This is a genomic window from Streptomyces sp. NPDC005485 (assembly GCF_040606085.1).
GTDB lineage: Bacteria > Actinomycetota > Actinomycetes > Streptomycetales > Streptomycetaceae > Streptomyces.
This window is the reverse complement of record NZ_JBEXDZ010000219.1, coordinates 1-12530: the sequence shown is the minus strand read 5'-3', so window position 1 is coordinate 12530 and position 12530 is coordinate 1. Positions and strand designations below refer to the sequence as shown.

Sequence of the window (12530 nt, the reverse complement as noted above, 5' to 3'; positions counted from 1 at the left end):
TTCCTTTGTACTCACCCGCAGAACATTTTCTGGGGCTTTCCTCCGGGCGCTTCCCTTCGGTCTTGCGTTTCCGACTCTATCAGATCCTTTCGGGCCTGATTCCCAGTCAGCGGGTTTGCCGTTCGGACTTTGAGTGCTTTCGCCTCTTGGCCTTTCGACATTCACTACGTTAGCCGATTCCCGTCGCGACTCATAATTGAGTTCCGCGAGTTCGAATTCGGGCATGAGGACACGCCGAATTCTCCCCCGCCGAGGGGAAGTCGTAGGTAGTGGGTTGGCCACTTCCGGCTGCTGGCTGAACGCCGTACCCGGTTCAAGCGGCTCGGGCTACATTACGGATCCCCCACAGACGCGTCAAGTTGAGCGGCGCCGGGGCGTATGGGCCCGATAAGGGCTCACCGTCGGGTCGTTGGCGATCCAGAAGCGCCAGGGGTGGACGCCCCCGTCGCCGGCCACTCCGGTGCGCGGACCACTGCGTACCTGGTCGGGAGGGACGGGTGTGCCGGTCAGAAGGGTCAGCGGGCCCGCCTCGGGGGCACAGGCGTCCGCGCCGTCGAGGGTCCGGTCCACGTCCAGGGCGGTGGCCAGGCGGGCAGGCCCTTTGGCCAGTTCCTTGTCATATCGGGCTGAAAGTCGACGTTTGCGAGCCAGTTCGGCGCCCTCGGTGATCTCTCCGGCACGGAGCAGGACTCCGCTCGCCGTGCCCTCCGGACCGCACACCAGGTTCATGCAGTGCCACATGCCGTAGGTGAAGTAGACGTACACATGGCCGGGCGGGCCGAACATCACGCCGTTGCGGGCCGTGGGACCGCGATACGCGTGCGAGCCGGGGTCGTTCCCTCCGTCGTACGCCTCCACCTCCGTGAGGCGCAGCTCGATCGGACCGTCCGGGGTGGCGCGCACGAGGACGCGCCCGAGGAGGTCGGGGGCGACCTCCAGTACAGGGCGGTCGAAGAACTCCCGGGTGAGGGGCGTACGGTCAGGGGCCGCGATCATGGCGTACGAGCGTAGTCCACACGGGTGTGTGTCCGCGGGGTGGCCAGGGAGCGCCTCCCTTGGAAGGGTGAGGGCACGGAACCGGCCGGGGTCGGATCGCGTTTGTATGGATCAAGGGTTCAGACGAAGTAACAGGCGTTGCCTGGGGAGGAAGTGACATGGGGTTCAAGCGGCTGCTGGCGAGCATGGGAGCCGGTGGGGCTTCGGTCGAGACGGTGCTGACCGAGGTCAACACCGTTCCGGGCGGCGTCGTCCAGGGCGAGGTGCGGATCCAGGGCGGGTCCGTGAACCAGCAGATCGAGGGATTGTCGGTCGGTCTGCAGGCCAAGGTCGAGGTCGAGGGCCACGACGACCAGGAATACAAGCAGAACATCGAGTTCACCAAGCTGAGTCTCGGCGGGGCCTTCGAGCTGCAGGCGGGCGCCGTGCACGCGGTGCCCTTCGGGCTCGAAATCCCGTGGGAGACGCCGATCACCACGATCGACGGGCAGGCGCTGCGCGGGATGCACATCGGTGTGACCACGGAGCTGGAGATCGCGCGTGCCCTGGACTCGGGCGACCTGGACCCCATCAACGTGCACCCGCTGCCGGCGCAGCAGGCGATCCTGAACGCCTTCATCCAGCTGGGCTTCCGCTTCAAGAACGCGGACATGGAGCGCGGCCACATTCGTGGGACGCGTCAGCGGCTGCCGTTCTACCAGGAGATCGAGTTCTTCCCGCCGTCGCAGTACCGCGGGCTGAACCAGGTCGAGCTGACCTTCGTCGCCGACGACCGCGAGATGGACGTCATCCTGGAGATGGACAAGAAGCCGGGGCTGTTCAGCGAGGGCAGCGACTCGTACCGCTCCTTCCAGGTGGGTCTGCACGACTACCAGAGCACGGACTGGGCGGCGTACCTGAACCAGTGGCTCTCCGAGGTAGGCAGCAAGCGCAGCTGGTTCTAGGGTCCTGATCTCAGGTCAAGCTGTCCATCGACTCGGAGGTGCCGAGGTGACCGAGCTGAACAGGCCGCCGCTTCCCCACGACTTCCATCCGTCCGTGCCGTCCTTCACGGTCACGAGTGAGGACGTCGAGCCGGGTGCGGTGTTGAAGGACACGCACGTCTATGCGGCCGGAAACACTTCACCTCACCTTCGCTGGGAGGGCTTCCCGTCGGAGACCAAGAGCTTCGCCGTGACCTGCTTCGATCCGGATGCCCCTACGGGAAGCGGATTCTGGCACTGGGTCGTGTTCGACATTCCGGCTTCGGTGACCGAGTTGCCGACGGGTGCGGGCACCGGCAAGTTCGAGGGGCTGCCGGAGGGCGCGGTCCAGGCGCGCAACGACTACGGGTCGAAGGACTTCGGTGGTGCCGCGCCGCCGGCCGGGGACCCGGCGCACCGGTATGTGTTCACGGTGTACGCCGTGGATCAGGAGAAGCTCGGTCCGGACGCGGATGCCAGTCCCGCGGTCGTCGGCTTCAACCTGCGGTTCCACACGCGGGCGCGTGCCCAGCTGATCGGTGAGTATGCGGCTCCCGCCGAAGACTGACGTTCATTGAACGTTTGCCCGCCTCTGGTCTTGGAAGTGATCAGAGGCGGGCATTTTTTTATTGCGTTGTCCATCTCGGCGTGCCCGGCCAGAGTTGATCCAAGCCCGCCAGGTGGTGGGCCGGTGCGCATGGGAGGTGGGCGGGGATGCGGGACACGCTGGTACTGAACGCGAGCTTCGAGCCGCTGTCGACGGTGACGTTGAACCGAGCCGTCGTTCTGGTGCTGCAGGACAAGGCCGTCGTCGAGCAGCACCACCCCGAACTGCGCATGCGCGGAGCCGCGGTGGACATACCCGCGCCTCGGGTGATCAGGCTCTGCCGATACGTACGGGTGCCCTTCCGAAGACAAGCTCCGTGGTCGAGGCGAGGTGTGCTGGTCCGGGACCGGCACCGGTGTGCGTACTGCGGCAGGCGGGCGACGACCGTGGACCACGTGGTGCCGCGGGCGCAGGGGGGCCAGGACTCGTGGCTGAACACGGTGGCCTCGTGCGCGGAGGACAACCACCGCAAGGCGGCCCGTACGCCGGAGCAGGCCGGTATGCCGTTGCTGCGTCTGCCGTTCGAGCCGACACCGGCGGACGCGATGCTGCTGGCGCTGGGGCAGGACGACTTCGAGGCGCTTCCGGAGTGGCTGGCGCAGCCCGCCGCATGACGGGTATGTGACTGGGGCCCACCTCCCGCGGGAGGTGGGCCCCAGTCGCATACCGGCACGGGTCCCTTGGTCAGTCCGTGATCGACGGCTTCTCGCGGCGCTCCGCGCCGCCGGAGCCGGATCCGCCGGAGTTGCCTCCGCCGCCCGAACCGCCGCCGAAGTTCCCCAGATTGCCCATGGCTCCGGACAGGCCCTTGAGGGCGTCGCCGATCTCGCTGGGCACGATCCAGAGCTTGTTGGCGTCGCCCTCGGCGATCTTCGGGAGCATCTGCAGGTACTGGTAGGAGAGAAGCTTCTGGTCCGGGTCGCCGGCGTGGATCGCCTCGAAGACCGTACGGACGGCCTGGGCCTCGCCCTCGGCGCGCAGGGCGGCGGCCTTGGCCTCGCCCTCGGCGCGCAGGATCTGGGACTGCTTCTCACCCTCGGCGGTGAGGATGGCCGCCTGGCGCGTACCTTCGGCGGTGAGGATCGCGGCGCGCTTGTCACGGTCGGCGCGCATCTGCTTCTCCATCGAGTCCTGGATGGAGGTGGGCGGCTCGATCGCCTTGAGCTCGACGCGGTTGACGCGGATGCCCCACTTGCCGGTGGCCTCGTCGAGGACGCCGCGCAGGGCCGCGTTGATCTCCTCGCGGGAGGTGAGGGTGCGCTCCAGGTCCATGCCACCGATGATGTTGCGGAGCGTGGTGACGGTGAGCTGCTCGATCGCCTGGATGTAGCTGGCGACTTCGTACGTCGCGGCGCGCGCGTCGGTCACCTGGTAATAGATGACCGTGTCGATGTTGACCACCAGGTTGTCCTGGGTGATCACCGGCTGCGGCGGGAACGGCACGACCTGTTCGCGCAGGTCGATGCGGTTGCGGATCGAGTCTATGAACGGGACGACGATGTTGAGGCCCGCGTTGAGTGTCCGGGTGTAGCGGCCGAAGCGCTCGACGATGGCCGCGCTCGCCTGTGGAATGACTTGGATGGTCTTGATCAGGGCGATGAAGACCAACACCACCAGAATGATCAGGACGATGATGATCGGTTCCATCGTTGCTCCCCGTACCCTTCTCCGCCTCGGTGTTTCCTGAAGATCTTATGGTTGTTGAAGATCTTGCTGGACGAGTCTGACAGACCGTCGTCTGCGCCGTGGGGCGTTCGGTTCACTTGCGTCGTACGAGGTCACATGACATGCGAGGTCACATCACGATCGCCGTGGCCCCCTCGATGTCCACGACGTCCACCTCTTGCCCTACCTCGTAGGCCTGTTCGGCGCCCAGGGTGCGGGCCGACCAGACTTCCCCCGCGAGCTTGATACGGCCGCCCTCGTGGTCCACTCGCTCCAGGACGACCGCCTGCATGCCCTTCAACGCCTCGATACCCGTGGCCAGTTGGGGCCGCTGATTGCGGTGGCGGCTCGCGATGGGGCGTACGACCGCGATCAGCGCGACCGAAACGGCGGCGAAGACAAGGACTTGGGGTACGGCACCGCCGCCCAGCCTCGCGACGACCGTGGCGGCGACGGCTCCCACGGCGAGCATGCCCAGTTCCGGCATGGTCGTCACCACCAGGGCGATTCCGAGCCCGGCCGCGCCGATCAGCCACCACACCCATGCGTCGATGTCACTCACATGGTCATGGTAGGACCGCGCTCCCCCCGCGGACAGGGCGCGCGATCAAGTCGGGCCGTCCGCCCCTTGGTTCGGGCCGGACGGTTCAGTGTTCCTCTGTACGGTCGGGCTCCGTCCCGTCAGGACAGCGGGAGACCGTGCGCGGTCCAGCGCTCGCCGACCTGCTCGACGACGAGCGGGAGGCCGAAGCAGAGGGAGAGGTTGCGCGAGGTGAGTTCGAGCTCCAGCGGGCCCGCGGCGAGCACCTTGCCCTGACGAATCATCAGGACGTGGGTGAAGCCGGGGGCGATCTCCTCGACGTGGTGCGTGACCATGATCATGGAGGGGGCGATCGGGTCGCGGGCGAGACGGCCGAGACGGCGTACGAGGTCCTCGCGGCCACCGAGGTCGAGACCGGCGGCGGGCTCGTCGAGGAGCAGCAGCTCGGGGTCGGTCATCAGGGCGCGGGCGATCAGGGTGCGCTTGCGCTCACCCTCGGAGAGGGTGCCGAACTTGCGGTCCACGTACTCGGTCATGCCGAGGCGGTCGAGGAAGGCGCGGGCGCGCTGCTCGTCGATGTCCTCGTAGTCCTCGTGCCAGCCGGCGGTCATGCCGTACGCCGCGGTCAGCACCGTCTGCAGAACCGTCTGGCGCTTGGGGAGCTTCTCCGCCATGGCGATGCCGGCCATGCCGATGCGCGGGCGCAGCTCGAAGACGTCGACCTTGCCGAGGGTCTCGCCGAGGACGGTGGCGGCGCCCTTGCTGGGGAAGAGGTAGCTGGACGCGACGTTCAGGAGGGTCGTTTTTCCGGCGCCGTTGGGACCGAGGATGACCCAGCGCTCGCCCTCCTTGACCGACCAGGAGACCTGGTCCACCAGAGCCCGGCCCTCCCGGACCACGGATACGTCCTCCAGCTCCAGAACATCGCTCATGAGCGCGCTGTCTCCCATTGCAGTCTTGGCCTGTCTCGGCAGTCGCGTGCGCCTGTGGACGCAGCCCCCAGGGAAATCTACGCCACCGGTCGGGCGGTCCATTCCATCGGTCCGGTCCTTAGGGTGGAGGGCATGCTTTCGGAACCACGCTCAGGACGCCTGGCCGCATGGGGAAACGCCCTTTTGGCCGGACTTGTTTCGCCCGACGACGCGGTGCTCGCCATCGTCGGTGAGGATGCGGTGCACCGGGTCGAGGGGCTGCCGGGCGAGTCGGGACTCGTCGGGCTGACGCTCGCCCTCGGCAGGCTGCGCACGCTCGGGGTGACCGGGCTGCGGGTCGCGCTGCCCGCGCCGGGGCATCCGCTGGGGCTGAGCGGGCCGCCGGACTTCAATGCGCGCGCGCTGGAGGCCGAGGAGGCCGTCGTCTGTCACGGCAGCGCGCTCGGGCTCGTTCCCGAGGTGTCCGAGGCGGGGCCCGACGGTGATGTGCACGTCGAGGTCGTGTGGCACTGCCTCCCCGTACGCGATGCCCCGCCCGCCGACGTACCGTCCCTCGGCGAGGCCGAGCGGGAGCTCGCCGAGGCGCTGCGCGACGCCACGGCCGTGCTGTCTCAGCTCGACGTGGCCGGGTCGGGGCCGGTGGCCGAGGCGGCGATCGACGCGTATCGGGCGCGGGCCGAGCAGGGTCGGGAGGTGCTCGCTCCCGGGTATCCGGCACGGGCGGTACGGGTGTTGGAGCTCGCCCAGCGGGTGGGGCTGCTGATCTCGGTCGCGTACGAGAACGGGCACGGCGGCGCCGTGAGCGCGTCCGAGATCGCGGCCCGGGGGGAGGCACTACGGCCGGTGGAGCGAACGGCTCGGCGGGCACAGGTGGCTGCGTACAACGCGTTTGTGGAGGAGCGGGAGCGGGGCGTTCGGTGACGCTTCGGGGATGACCCTGCTGCGCCCGCCCACCGCAAAGAGCCCCGCGAAGCCATCCTGTTCGCGGGGCTCCTCCGGTACGGCAGGTCAGTCGTTCACGCCCGTGTTGCCGAAGGCGGGGTTGAGGCCGGCGATGCCGTTGACCGTGTTGCCGACCACGTTGACGGGGACGTGGACCGGGACCTGGATGAGGTTGCCCGAGCCGACGCCCGGCGACTTCACGGCCGCGCCGTCGGCGCCCGCGTCGGCGACAGCGGCACCGGCAGAAGCGCCCGCGGCGATACCGGCGACGGTGATGGCCAGGGCGGCCTTCTTGGCGATGTTCATGAAAAGCGTTCCTCCTGCGTTCGCGGACCGACCCGGCCGCGGGTCGTACGCTGAGCAACGCCGGGCCGGTCCGGAACGGCACGGGAGGCCGCGCCGGAAATGCCCGTTCGGTCCATTGGCCCGATGGGTCGATCGAGCGATGGGCCTACAGGTCTACGGGTGTACTGGCCTACCGATGTACTGCTCTACGGGCTGACAACCTGACCGGCCTCCCGGAATGCCCGGGAGGCCGGTGGTCACGATCGTCCGGTGCGGGACGTCAGTGGTTGACGCCCAGGTTGCCGAAGGCCGGGTTCAGGGCGCCGATGACGTTCACGCTGTTGCCGACCGCGTTCACGGGGACGTGGACCGGGGCCTGGATCAGGTTGCCCGAGACGACACCCGGGGAGTGCTCGGCCGCGCCACCCGCGTGCGCACCGTTGGTGGCGGACGCCATACCGGCACCGGCGGCAACCAGGCCACCGGCCACCATCGCGACTGCCGTGGCCTTCTTCAGGTTCTTCACTTCTGAGCCCTCCCTAGCGATCACTGCGGCAAGGCGCCGCAGCACGCACTGGAGAACGGCCGGGGCCCGCCGAGGTTGCGCCATCCGGGGGACATACACCCGACGGTATGAATCTCAGCCCGGAGCGGAACCCTCCGAATTGCCGTTCAACCGGCGACACCATGGCGTACGGCCCAGAGCGCGGCCTGGGTGCGGTCCGCGAGGTCGAGCTTCATCAGGATGTTCGAGACATGGGTCTTGACGGTCTTCTCGGAGAGGACCAGGGCGCGGGCGATCTCCCGGTTGGAGCGGCCGTCGGCGATCAGGCCGAGTACCTCGCGCTCCCGCTCGGTGAGCGAACCGCCCCTCCCCTGCCCGGAGTTGGCCACCTCCTGGGACAGCAGGGCGCCCGCCACCTCCGGCTGGAGCAGGATGTGCCCGGCGTGCACGGAGCGGATGGCCCCGGCGAGCGCGTCGGGGTCCACGTCCTTGTACACGTACCCGGCGGCGCCGGCGCGCAGGGCCGGGACGACCGTGCGCTGCTCGGTGAAGCTGGTGACGATCAACACGCGGGCGGGGTTGGCGAGTTCGCGGAGTTTGCGCAGCGCGTCGATGCCGTCCATGCCCGGCATCTTGATGTCCATGAGGAGGACGTCGGGCCTCAGCTCCTCGGCGCGGGCGACCCCTTCGGCGCCGTCGGACGCCTCGCCCACGACCTCGATGTCGTCCTGTACTTCGAGGAAGGTACGCAGGCCCCGCCGGACCACTTGATGGTCGTCGACCAGCAGCACTTTGATTGCGTCAGCCACCAGGGACCTCCATGTCGATCGTGGTGCCCTCGCCGGGCGCCGATTCCACGGTGAGGATGCCGCCGACCCCGCTCGACCGGTCGCGCATGGACACCAGCCCGAGGTGGCGTCCGGCGCTGCGTATCGCGTGGGGGTCGAAGCCGCTGCCGTCGTCGGTGACGCGCAGGGCGGCGCCCTGGTCGCGCCTCTCCAGGGTCACGTCGACACGCGTCGCGCCCGAGTGCCGCAGCGCGTTGTGCAGAGCCTCCTGGGCGACGCGCAGCACGGCCTCCTCCTGGGCGGCGGGCAGCGCGCGGACACCGCAGCTGTCGAAGGTCACGTGCGCGGAGTGGGCGCGGTCGAGGACCTGGATCTGGGTGCGCAGCGTGGCCACCAGGCCGTCGTCGTCGAGGGCGGCGGGGCGCAACTCCACGACGGCGGCGCGCAGTTCGTCGGTGGCTTCCGCGGCGAGCGCGGCCACCTGCTGAAGCTCGCCCTTGGCGCGGGACGGATCACGGTCGACCAGGGCCGCGGCGGCCTGCGCGGTCAGGCGCAGGGAGAAGAGCTTCTGGCTGACGGCGTCGTGCAGTTCGTGGGCGAGCCGGGAGCGCTCCTCGGCGATGGTGAGCTCGCGGCTGCGTTCGTAGAGCCGGGCGTTGGTCAGAGCGATCGCGGCGTGCTGGGCGAGGATCGTCAGCAGTTCCTCGTCGTCCTCGGTGAAGCCGCAGCTGCCCTCCGGTTTCGCGCAGATCTTGTTCGCCAGGAACAGTGCGCCGATCACCTCGTCGCCGTCTCGGATCGGCAGGCCGAGGAAGTCGGACATGTCGGGGTGGGCGGCGGGCCAGCCCTCGAAGCGGGGGTCCTTGCGCACGTCGGCGAGGCGCTCGGGGCGGGCCTCGTGCAGCATCGCGGCGAGGATGCCGTGCTGGCGCGGGAGCGGGCCGATGGCCTTCCACTGGGCGTCGCTGATGCCGTCGACCACGAACTGGGCGAAGCCTCCGTGGTCGTCGGGGACGCCGAGCGCCGCGTACTGCGCGTCGAGCAGCTCGCGGGCCGAGGCGACGATCGTCTTGAGGACGTCGCGCACCTCCAGGTGCCTGCTCATGGCCAGCAGCGCTGAGCTCACCGCGTACAGGCCGGACCGTGGACCTTGACTCATGACCCCAAAGTACCGGTGGGGTGCGACAACGCGGATCGGACCTGTGGCGGCCGCCGCCTAGGCCGGTGGGCCTAGGGCAAAGGGCCCCGGATCATTGCGGCCCGCGGACGAGGCGGCGACGACGGTCCGGTTCCTACGTTGAAGGGGCCGGCCGGGAACGGCGGGCACGGGACGAGGGGACGGATGTCATGCCGGTAGCGATCATCACGGGGGCTTCGAAGGGGCTGGGGCGGGCGCTCGGCGCGGCTCTGGCGGAGCGCGGCTGGGATCTGGTGCTCGATGCCAGAACGCCGGGGGTGCTGGAGGAGACAGCGGTGGCGCTGTCGGCGTACGGGACGCGGGTGGAGGCCCTGCCCGGGGATGTCACGGACGCCGGGCATCGCGCCGAGCTGGTGGCGGCGGCGCGGAAGCTCGGGGGCGTGGACCTGCTGGTGAACAACGCGAGCGCGCTGGGCGCCGAACCGCTCGTACGCCTGGAGGCCCTCACGCTGGACGGACTGCGGCGGGCCCTGGAGGTCAATGTGGTCGCCGCGCTCGGTCTCGTCCAGGAGGCGCTGCCGTTGTTGCGGGCCTCGGCGGCGGGCGCGGTCGTCGACGTCAGTTCGGACGCGGCGGCCGAGGCGTACGAGACCTGGGGCGGGTACGGGGCGTCGAAGGCGGCGCTCGACCATCTGTCGGCGGTGCTCGGCGCGGAGGAGCCCGGGCTGCGGGTGTGGGCCGTGGACCCGGGGGACATGGGTACGGACCTGTACGCGGCGGCCGTGCCGGACGACGACGATGCGCGTCCGGCTCCGGCCGAGGTGGTTCCGGCCTTCCTGCGGCTGCTCGACGAGCGCCCGGCCAGTGGCCGCTACGCGGCGCCGGCCCTGCTGGAGGCACGGTGACGACGGCCGCGGTGTCGGTTCCGGAGGAGCTGTCGGCGCGGGTGCCGGCCGAGCAGCGCGGGCCCGGGCTGGAGCGGGACGCGGTGCGGATGCTCGTCTCGCGCGGTACGGAGGTGTCCCATCACGCGTTCACGGAGCTGCCCGGGCAGCTGAGGGCCGGGGACCTGCTCGTCGTCAACACGTCCGCCACGCTGGCCGCGGCGGTGGACGGGCGGATCGGGCACGCGCGCGTGGTGGTGCATTTCTCCACACGGGGCGACTCCGTGCGGGGCCACGACGGGCGGTGGGCCGTCGAGCTGCGGGATCCGGACGGACGGGGCACCACGCGTGCGCGGGCGGGCGGGCCCGCGGGGACAGAGGTGCGTCTTCCCGGGGGCGTACGACTCGTACTGGAGGAGCCGCTGGCCGCGGGGAGCGCGCGGCTGTGGTGGGCGCGGGTGCCGGACGAGGAGGACGTCCTCGGGTTGCTCCGCCGGCACGGGCGTCCCATTCGCTACTCCTATACGGAGAGGGATCAGCCGCTGTCCGTCTATCAGACGGTGTTCGCGCTGCCCTCCGCGGACGGTGCGGGCAGCGCGGAGATGCCGAGCGCGGCGCGGCCCTTCACCGCACGCCTGGTGGCGGAGCTGGTGAGCCGGGGTGTGCAGTTCGCGCCGATCACCCTGCACACCGGGGTGGCATCGGCCGAGTCGCACGAGCCGCCGTACCCGGAGCGCTTCGTCGTACCGGGGACGTCGGCGCGGCTGATCAACGCGGCGCGGGCCGCCGGTGGGCGGATCATCGCGGTCGGTACGACGGCCGTGCGGGCCGTGGAGTCCGCGGTGGGCGCCGAGGGGGTCGTACGGGCCGAGGAGGGCTGGACGGACCTCGTGGTGACCCCGGAGCGCGGGGTGCGCGCCATCGACGGGCTGCTGACCGGACTGCACGAGCCGGAGGCCTCCCATCTGCTGATGCTGGAGGCCGTCGCGGGGCGGGCGGCGATCGGCCGCAGTTACGAGGAGGCGCTGCGCGGGCTCTACCTGTGGCACGAGTTCGGGGACGTGCACCTCATCCTCCCGGACGACAACCCTCACGCTGAGCATTGCGTCAGCAACTGCCGGTGAGACCGCTGTACGGCCGGTGTGACGCCGCCCATAGGACGCACATCACGTACGAAGGTGCATAGGAGATAAAGGGGACCCAGGTGAGCGGGACAGACGTGCCACTCTGCCCCGATTTGCCCTTCCGCGGTCCACTATGCAGCTTCGTACGTCACACCTTTGCCACAGGATTTTGCGGCCGCTAAGAATGGCAGCCGTCGCTCAACGCCGCGGGTTTCGCCCCGCGGCGTTTGGTTCGGAAACACTCAGTCCCCCACCGGACCGTGAGCGACCTCCGCGCTATTCGAAGAGGTCCATCAGTCATGCCCAAGCACATCAACGCTCCTGGTCATAGTCCCGCGCTGACCAAGACCCACAAGTTCTCGATGGCCGGTGTGGCCGCCCTCGGCGCCGCCGCCCTCGCCTTCACCCTGGCGCCCGGTCACACGTCGACGACGACGAACGAGGCCGCCGCCTCCACTGCTCCGGTGGTCTTCAGCCAGCAGCAGATCAAGGACGTGCAGTCCAGCTTCGCCGACCAGCTGGCCAGCGCCGACCTGAAGGCCAAGACCTTCACGGCGAAGAAGGCCGCTGCCGACGCGGCCGCGAAGAAGAAGGCCGCCGCCGAGGCCGCCGCCGAGGCCGTCGCCAAGAAGAAGGCCGCCGCGAAGAAGGCTGCCGAGAAGGCCGCGCAGGAGCGCAGGGCGAAGGCCGCCGCGAGCCGGTCCGCCCAGCGCGCCCGGATCAAGGCCGCCGCGGTGAAGACCTACGCCAACAACCTGGACGGCTGGATCCGCCAGTCGCTGGACATCATGTCGAAGCACGGCATCCCGGGCACGTACGACGGCCTGTACCGCAACATCATGCGGGAGTCGACGGGCAACCCGAACGCCATCAACGGCTGGGACATCAACGCCCAGAACGGCACCCCGTCGATCGGCCTGCTCCAGGTCATCCAGCCGACCTTCAACGCCTACCACGTGGCCGGCACCTCGTGGAACATCTACAACCCGGTCGCCAACATCACGGCCGCCGCCAACTACGCGGCCGACAAGTACGGCTCGATGGACAACGTCAACAGCGCGTACTGAGGTCGGGAGTTGGAGTGCAGGCCGGGGATGTGGATGGAATCGGCGATGTTGGTCGCGGCGAAGAAGTCGTAGTAGCCGATCAGGGCGTCCACCG

General features: G+C 69.5%; 15 protein-coding genes. 7 read left to right on the top strand and 8 right to left on the bottom strand.

From position 1 onward, the window contains the following. Nucleotides 1-354: 354 nt before the first annotated feature. Nucleotides 355-996: a DNA-3-methyladenine glycosylase gene (locus ABZS97_RS40560; protein ID WP_356147509.1), complete on the bottom strand. Its 642-nt coding sequence runs from the start codon at nt 994-996 to the stop codon at nt 355-357. 158 nt (nt 997-1154) lie between these two features. Between ABZS97_RS40560 and ABZS97_RS40555 the strand changes: the two genes are divergently transcribed. The 3 genes from ABZS97_RS40555 to ABZS97_RS40545 all read left to right on the top strand — a co-directional run bounded on the left by ABZS97_RS40555 (nt 1155) and on the right by ABZS97_RS40545 (nt 3179). After that, on the top strand, nt 1155-1940 hold the full coding sequence (locus ABZS97_RS40555) for a sporulation protein (RefSeq protein ID WP_356147506.1): 786 nt from the start codon (nt 1155-1157) through the stop codon (nt 1938-1940). Nucleotides 1941-1986: 46 nt separating this feature from the next. Next, a complete protein-coding gene (locus tag ABZS97_RS40550) occupies nt 1987-2526 on the top strand; it encodes a YbhB/YbcL family Raf kinase inhibitor-like protein (RefSeq protein ID WP_356147503.1) in 540 nt (179 codons plus the stop codon). A gap of 146 nt (nt 2527-2672) precedes the next feature. After that, nucleotides 2673-3179: an HNH endonuclease gene (locus tag ABZS97_RS40545; RefSeq protein ID WP_356147500.1), complete on the top strand. Its 507-nt coding sequence runs from the start codon at nt 2673-2675 to the stop codon at nt 3177-3179. Nucleotides 3180-3249: 70 nt separating this feature from the next. Here the strand turns inward: ABZS97_RS40545 and ABZS97_RS40540 are convergent, their stop codons facing one another. The 3 genes from ABZS97_RS40540 to ABZS97_RS40530 all read right to left on the bottom strand — a co-directional run bounded on the left by ABZS97_RS40540 (nt 3250) and on the right by ABZS97_RS40530 (nt 5703). Beyond that, entirely contained in the window at nt 3250-4212 is a 963-nt protein-coding gene (locus ABZS97_RS40540; RefSeq protein WP_356147497.1) for an SPFH domain-containing protein, read from the bottom strand. Nucleotides 4213-4360: 148 nt separating this feature from the next. Beyond that, nucleotides 4361-4792, bottom strand: a complete 432-nt coding sequence (locus tag ABZS97_RS40535) for an NfeD family protein (RefSeq protein ID WP_356147494.1) — start codon at nt 4790-4792, stop codon at nt 4361-4363. 119 nt (nt 4793-4911) lie between these two features. Next, nucleotides 4912-5703, bottom strand: coding sequence for an ABC transporter ATP-binding protein (locus ABZS97_RS40530; protein WP_356147491.1), 792 nt, complete (start codon nt 5701-5703; stop codon nt 4912-4914). Nucleotides 5704-5835: 132 nt separating this feature from the next. On the opposite strand from ABZS97_RS40530, the gene ABZS97_RS40525 reads away from it, so the two are divergent. Beyond that, nucleotides 5836-6624 (top strand): hypothetical protein, encoded by a 789-nt coding sequence (locus tag ABZS97_RS40525; RefSeq protein WP_356147489.1) that lies wholly within the window; start codon nt 5836-5838, stop codon nt 6622-6624. An 87-nt stretch (nt 6625-6711) separates the two neighbouring features. On the opposite strand, the gene ABZS97_RS40520 is transcribed toward ABZS97_RS40525, so the two are convergent. The 4 genes from ABZS97_RS40520 to ABZS97_RS40505 all read right to left on the bottom strand — a co-directional run bounded on the left by ABZS97_RS40520 (nt 6712) and on the right by ABZS97_RS40505 (nt 9382). Beyond that, entirely contained in the window at nt 6712-6951 is a 240-nt protein-coding gene (locus ABZS97_RS40520) for a chaplin (protein WP_356147485.1), read from the bottom strand. A 259-nt stretch (nt 6952-7210) separates the two neighbouring features. Further along, nucleotides 7211-7456: a chaplin gene (locus ABZS97_RS40515; protein ID WP_356147482.1), complete on the bottom strand. Its 246-nt coding sequence runs from the start codon at nt 7454-7456 to the stop codon at nt 7211-7213. Nucleotides 7457-7602: 146 nt separating this feature from the next. Beyond that, nucleotides 7603-8244 carry a response regulator transcription factor gene (locus tag ABZS97_RS40510; RefSeq protein ID WP_356147479.1) on the bottom strand — a complete coding sequence of 214 codons (642 nt, stop codon included), beginning with the start codon at nt 8242-8244 and terminating at the stop codon, nt 7603-7605. Continuing rightward, on the bottom strand, nt 8237-9382 hold the full coding sequence (locus ABZS97_RS40505) for a GAF domain-containing sensor histidine kinase (protein ID WP_356147476.1): 1146 nt from the start codon (nt 9380-9382) through the stop codon (nt 8237-8239). The genes ABZS97_RS40510 and ABZS97_RS40505 overlap by 8 nt, the downstream gene beginning before the upstream one ends. Before the next feature lie 188 nt (nt 9383-9570). Between ABZS97_RS40505 and ABZS97_RS40500 the strand changes: the two genes are divergently transcribed. From ABZS97_RS40500 to ABZS97_RS40490, 3 genes are all read left to right on the top strand, one after another. Next, nucleotides 9571-10266 carry an SDR family NAD(P)-dependent oxidoreductase gene (locus ABZS97_RS40500; RefSeq protein WP_356147473.1) on the top strand — a complete coding sequence of 232 codons (696 nt, stop codon included), beginning with the start codon at nt 9571-9573 and terminating at the stop codon, nt 10264-10266. Beyond that, nucleotides 10263-11369 (top strand): S-adenosylmethionine:tRNA ribosyltransferase-isomerase, encoded by a 1107-nt coding sequence (locus ABZS97_RS40495; RefSeq protein ID WP_356147470.1) that lies wholly within the window; start codon nt 10263-10265, stop codon nt 11367-11369. Before ABZS97_RS40500 ends, ABZS97_RS40495 begins: the two co-directional genes overlap by 4 nt. A gap of 299 nt (nt 11370-11668) precedes the next feature. Beyond that, complete coding sequence (locus tag ABZS97_RS40490) at nt 11669-12436, top strand: transglycosylase SLT domain-containing protein (protein ID WP_356147467.1); 768 nt, start codon at nt 11669-11671, stop codon at nt 12434-12436. The last annotated feature ends 94 nt before the right edge of the window (nt 12437-12530 follow it).

What these genes read in the sequence shown, in the direction of transcription:
- ABZS97_RS40505 (WP_356147476.1), bottom strand. Translation starts at nt 9,382, where the DNA reads ATGAGTCAAGGTCCACGGTCCGGCCTGTACGCGGTGAGCTCAGCGCTG.
- ABZS97_RS40500 (WP_356147473.1), top strand. Translation starts at nt 9,571, where the DNA reads ATGCCGGTAGCGATCATCACGGGGGCTTCGAAGGGGCTGGGGCGGGCG.
- ABZS97_RS40525 (WP_356147489.1), top strand. Translation starts at nt 5,836, where the DNA reads ATGCTTTCGGAACCACGCTCAGGACGCCTGGCCGCATGGGGAAACGCC.
- ABZS97_RS40540 (WP_356147497.1), bottom strand. Translation starts at nt 4,212, where the DNA reads ATGGAACCGATCATCATCGTCCTGATCATTCTGGTGGTGTTGGTCTTC.
- ABZS97_RS40530 (WP_356147491.1), bottom strand. Translation starts at nt 5,703, where the DNA reads ATGAGCGATGTTCTGGAGCTGGAGGACGTATCCGTGGTCCGGGAGGGC.
- ABZS97_RS40560 (WP_356147509.1), bottom strand. Translation starts at nt 996, where the DNA reads ATGATCGCGGCCCCTGACCGTACGCCCCTCACCCGGGAGTTCTTCGAC.
- ABZS97_RS40520 (WP_356147485.1), bottom strand. Translation starts at nt 6,951, where the DNA reads ATGAACATCGCCAAGAAGGCCGCCCTGGCCATCACCGTCGCCGGTATC.
- ABZS97_RS40555 (WP_356147506.1), top strand. Translation starts at nt 1,155, where the DNA reads ATGGGGTTCAAGCGGCTGCTGGCGAGCATGGGAGCCGGTGGGGCTTCG.
- ABZS97_RS40545 (WP_356147500.1), top strand. Translation starts at nt 2,673, where the DNA reads ATGCGGGACACGCTGGTACTGAACGCGAGCTTCGAGCCGCTGTCGACG.
- ABZS97_RS40490 (WP_356147467.1), top strand. Translation starts at nt 11,669, where the DNA reads ATGCCCAAGCACATCAACGCTCCTGGTCATAGTCCCGCGCTGACCAAG.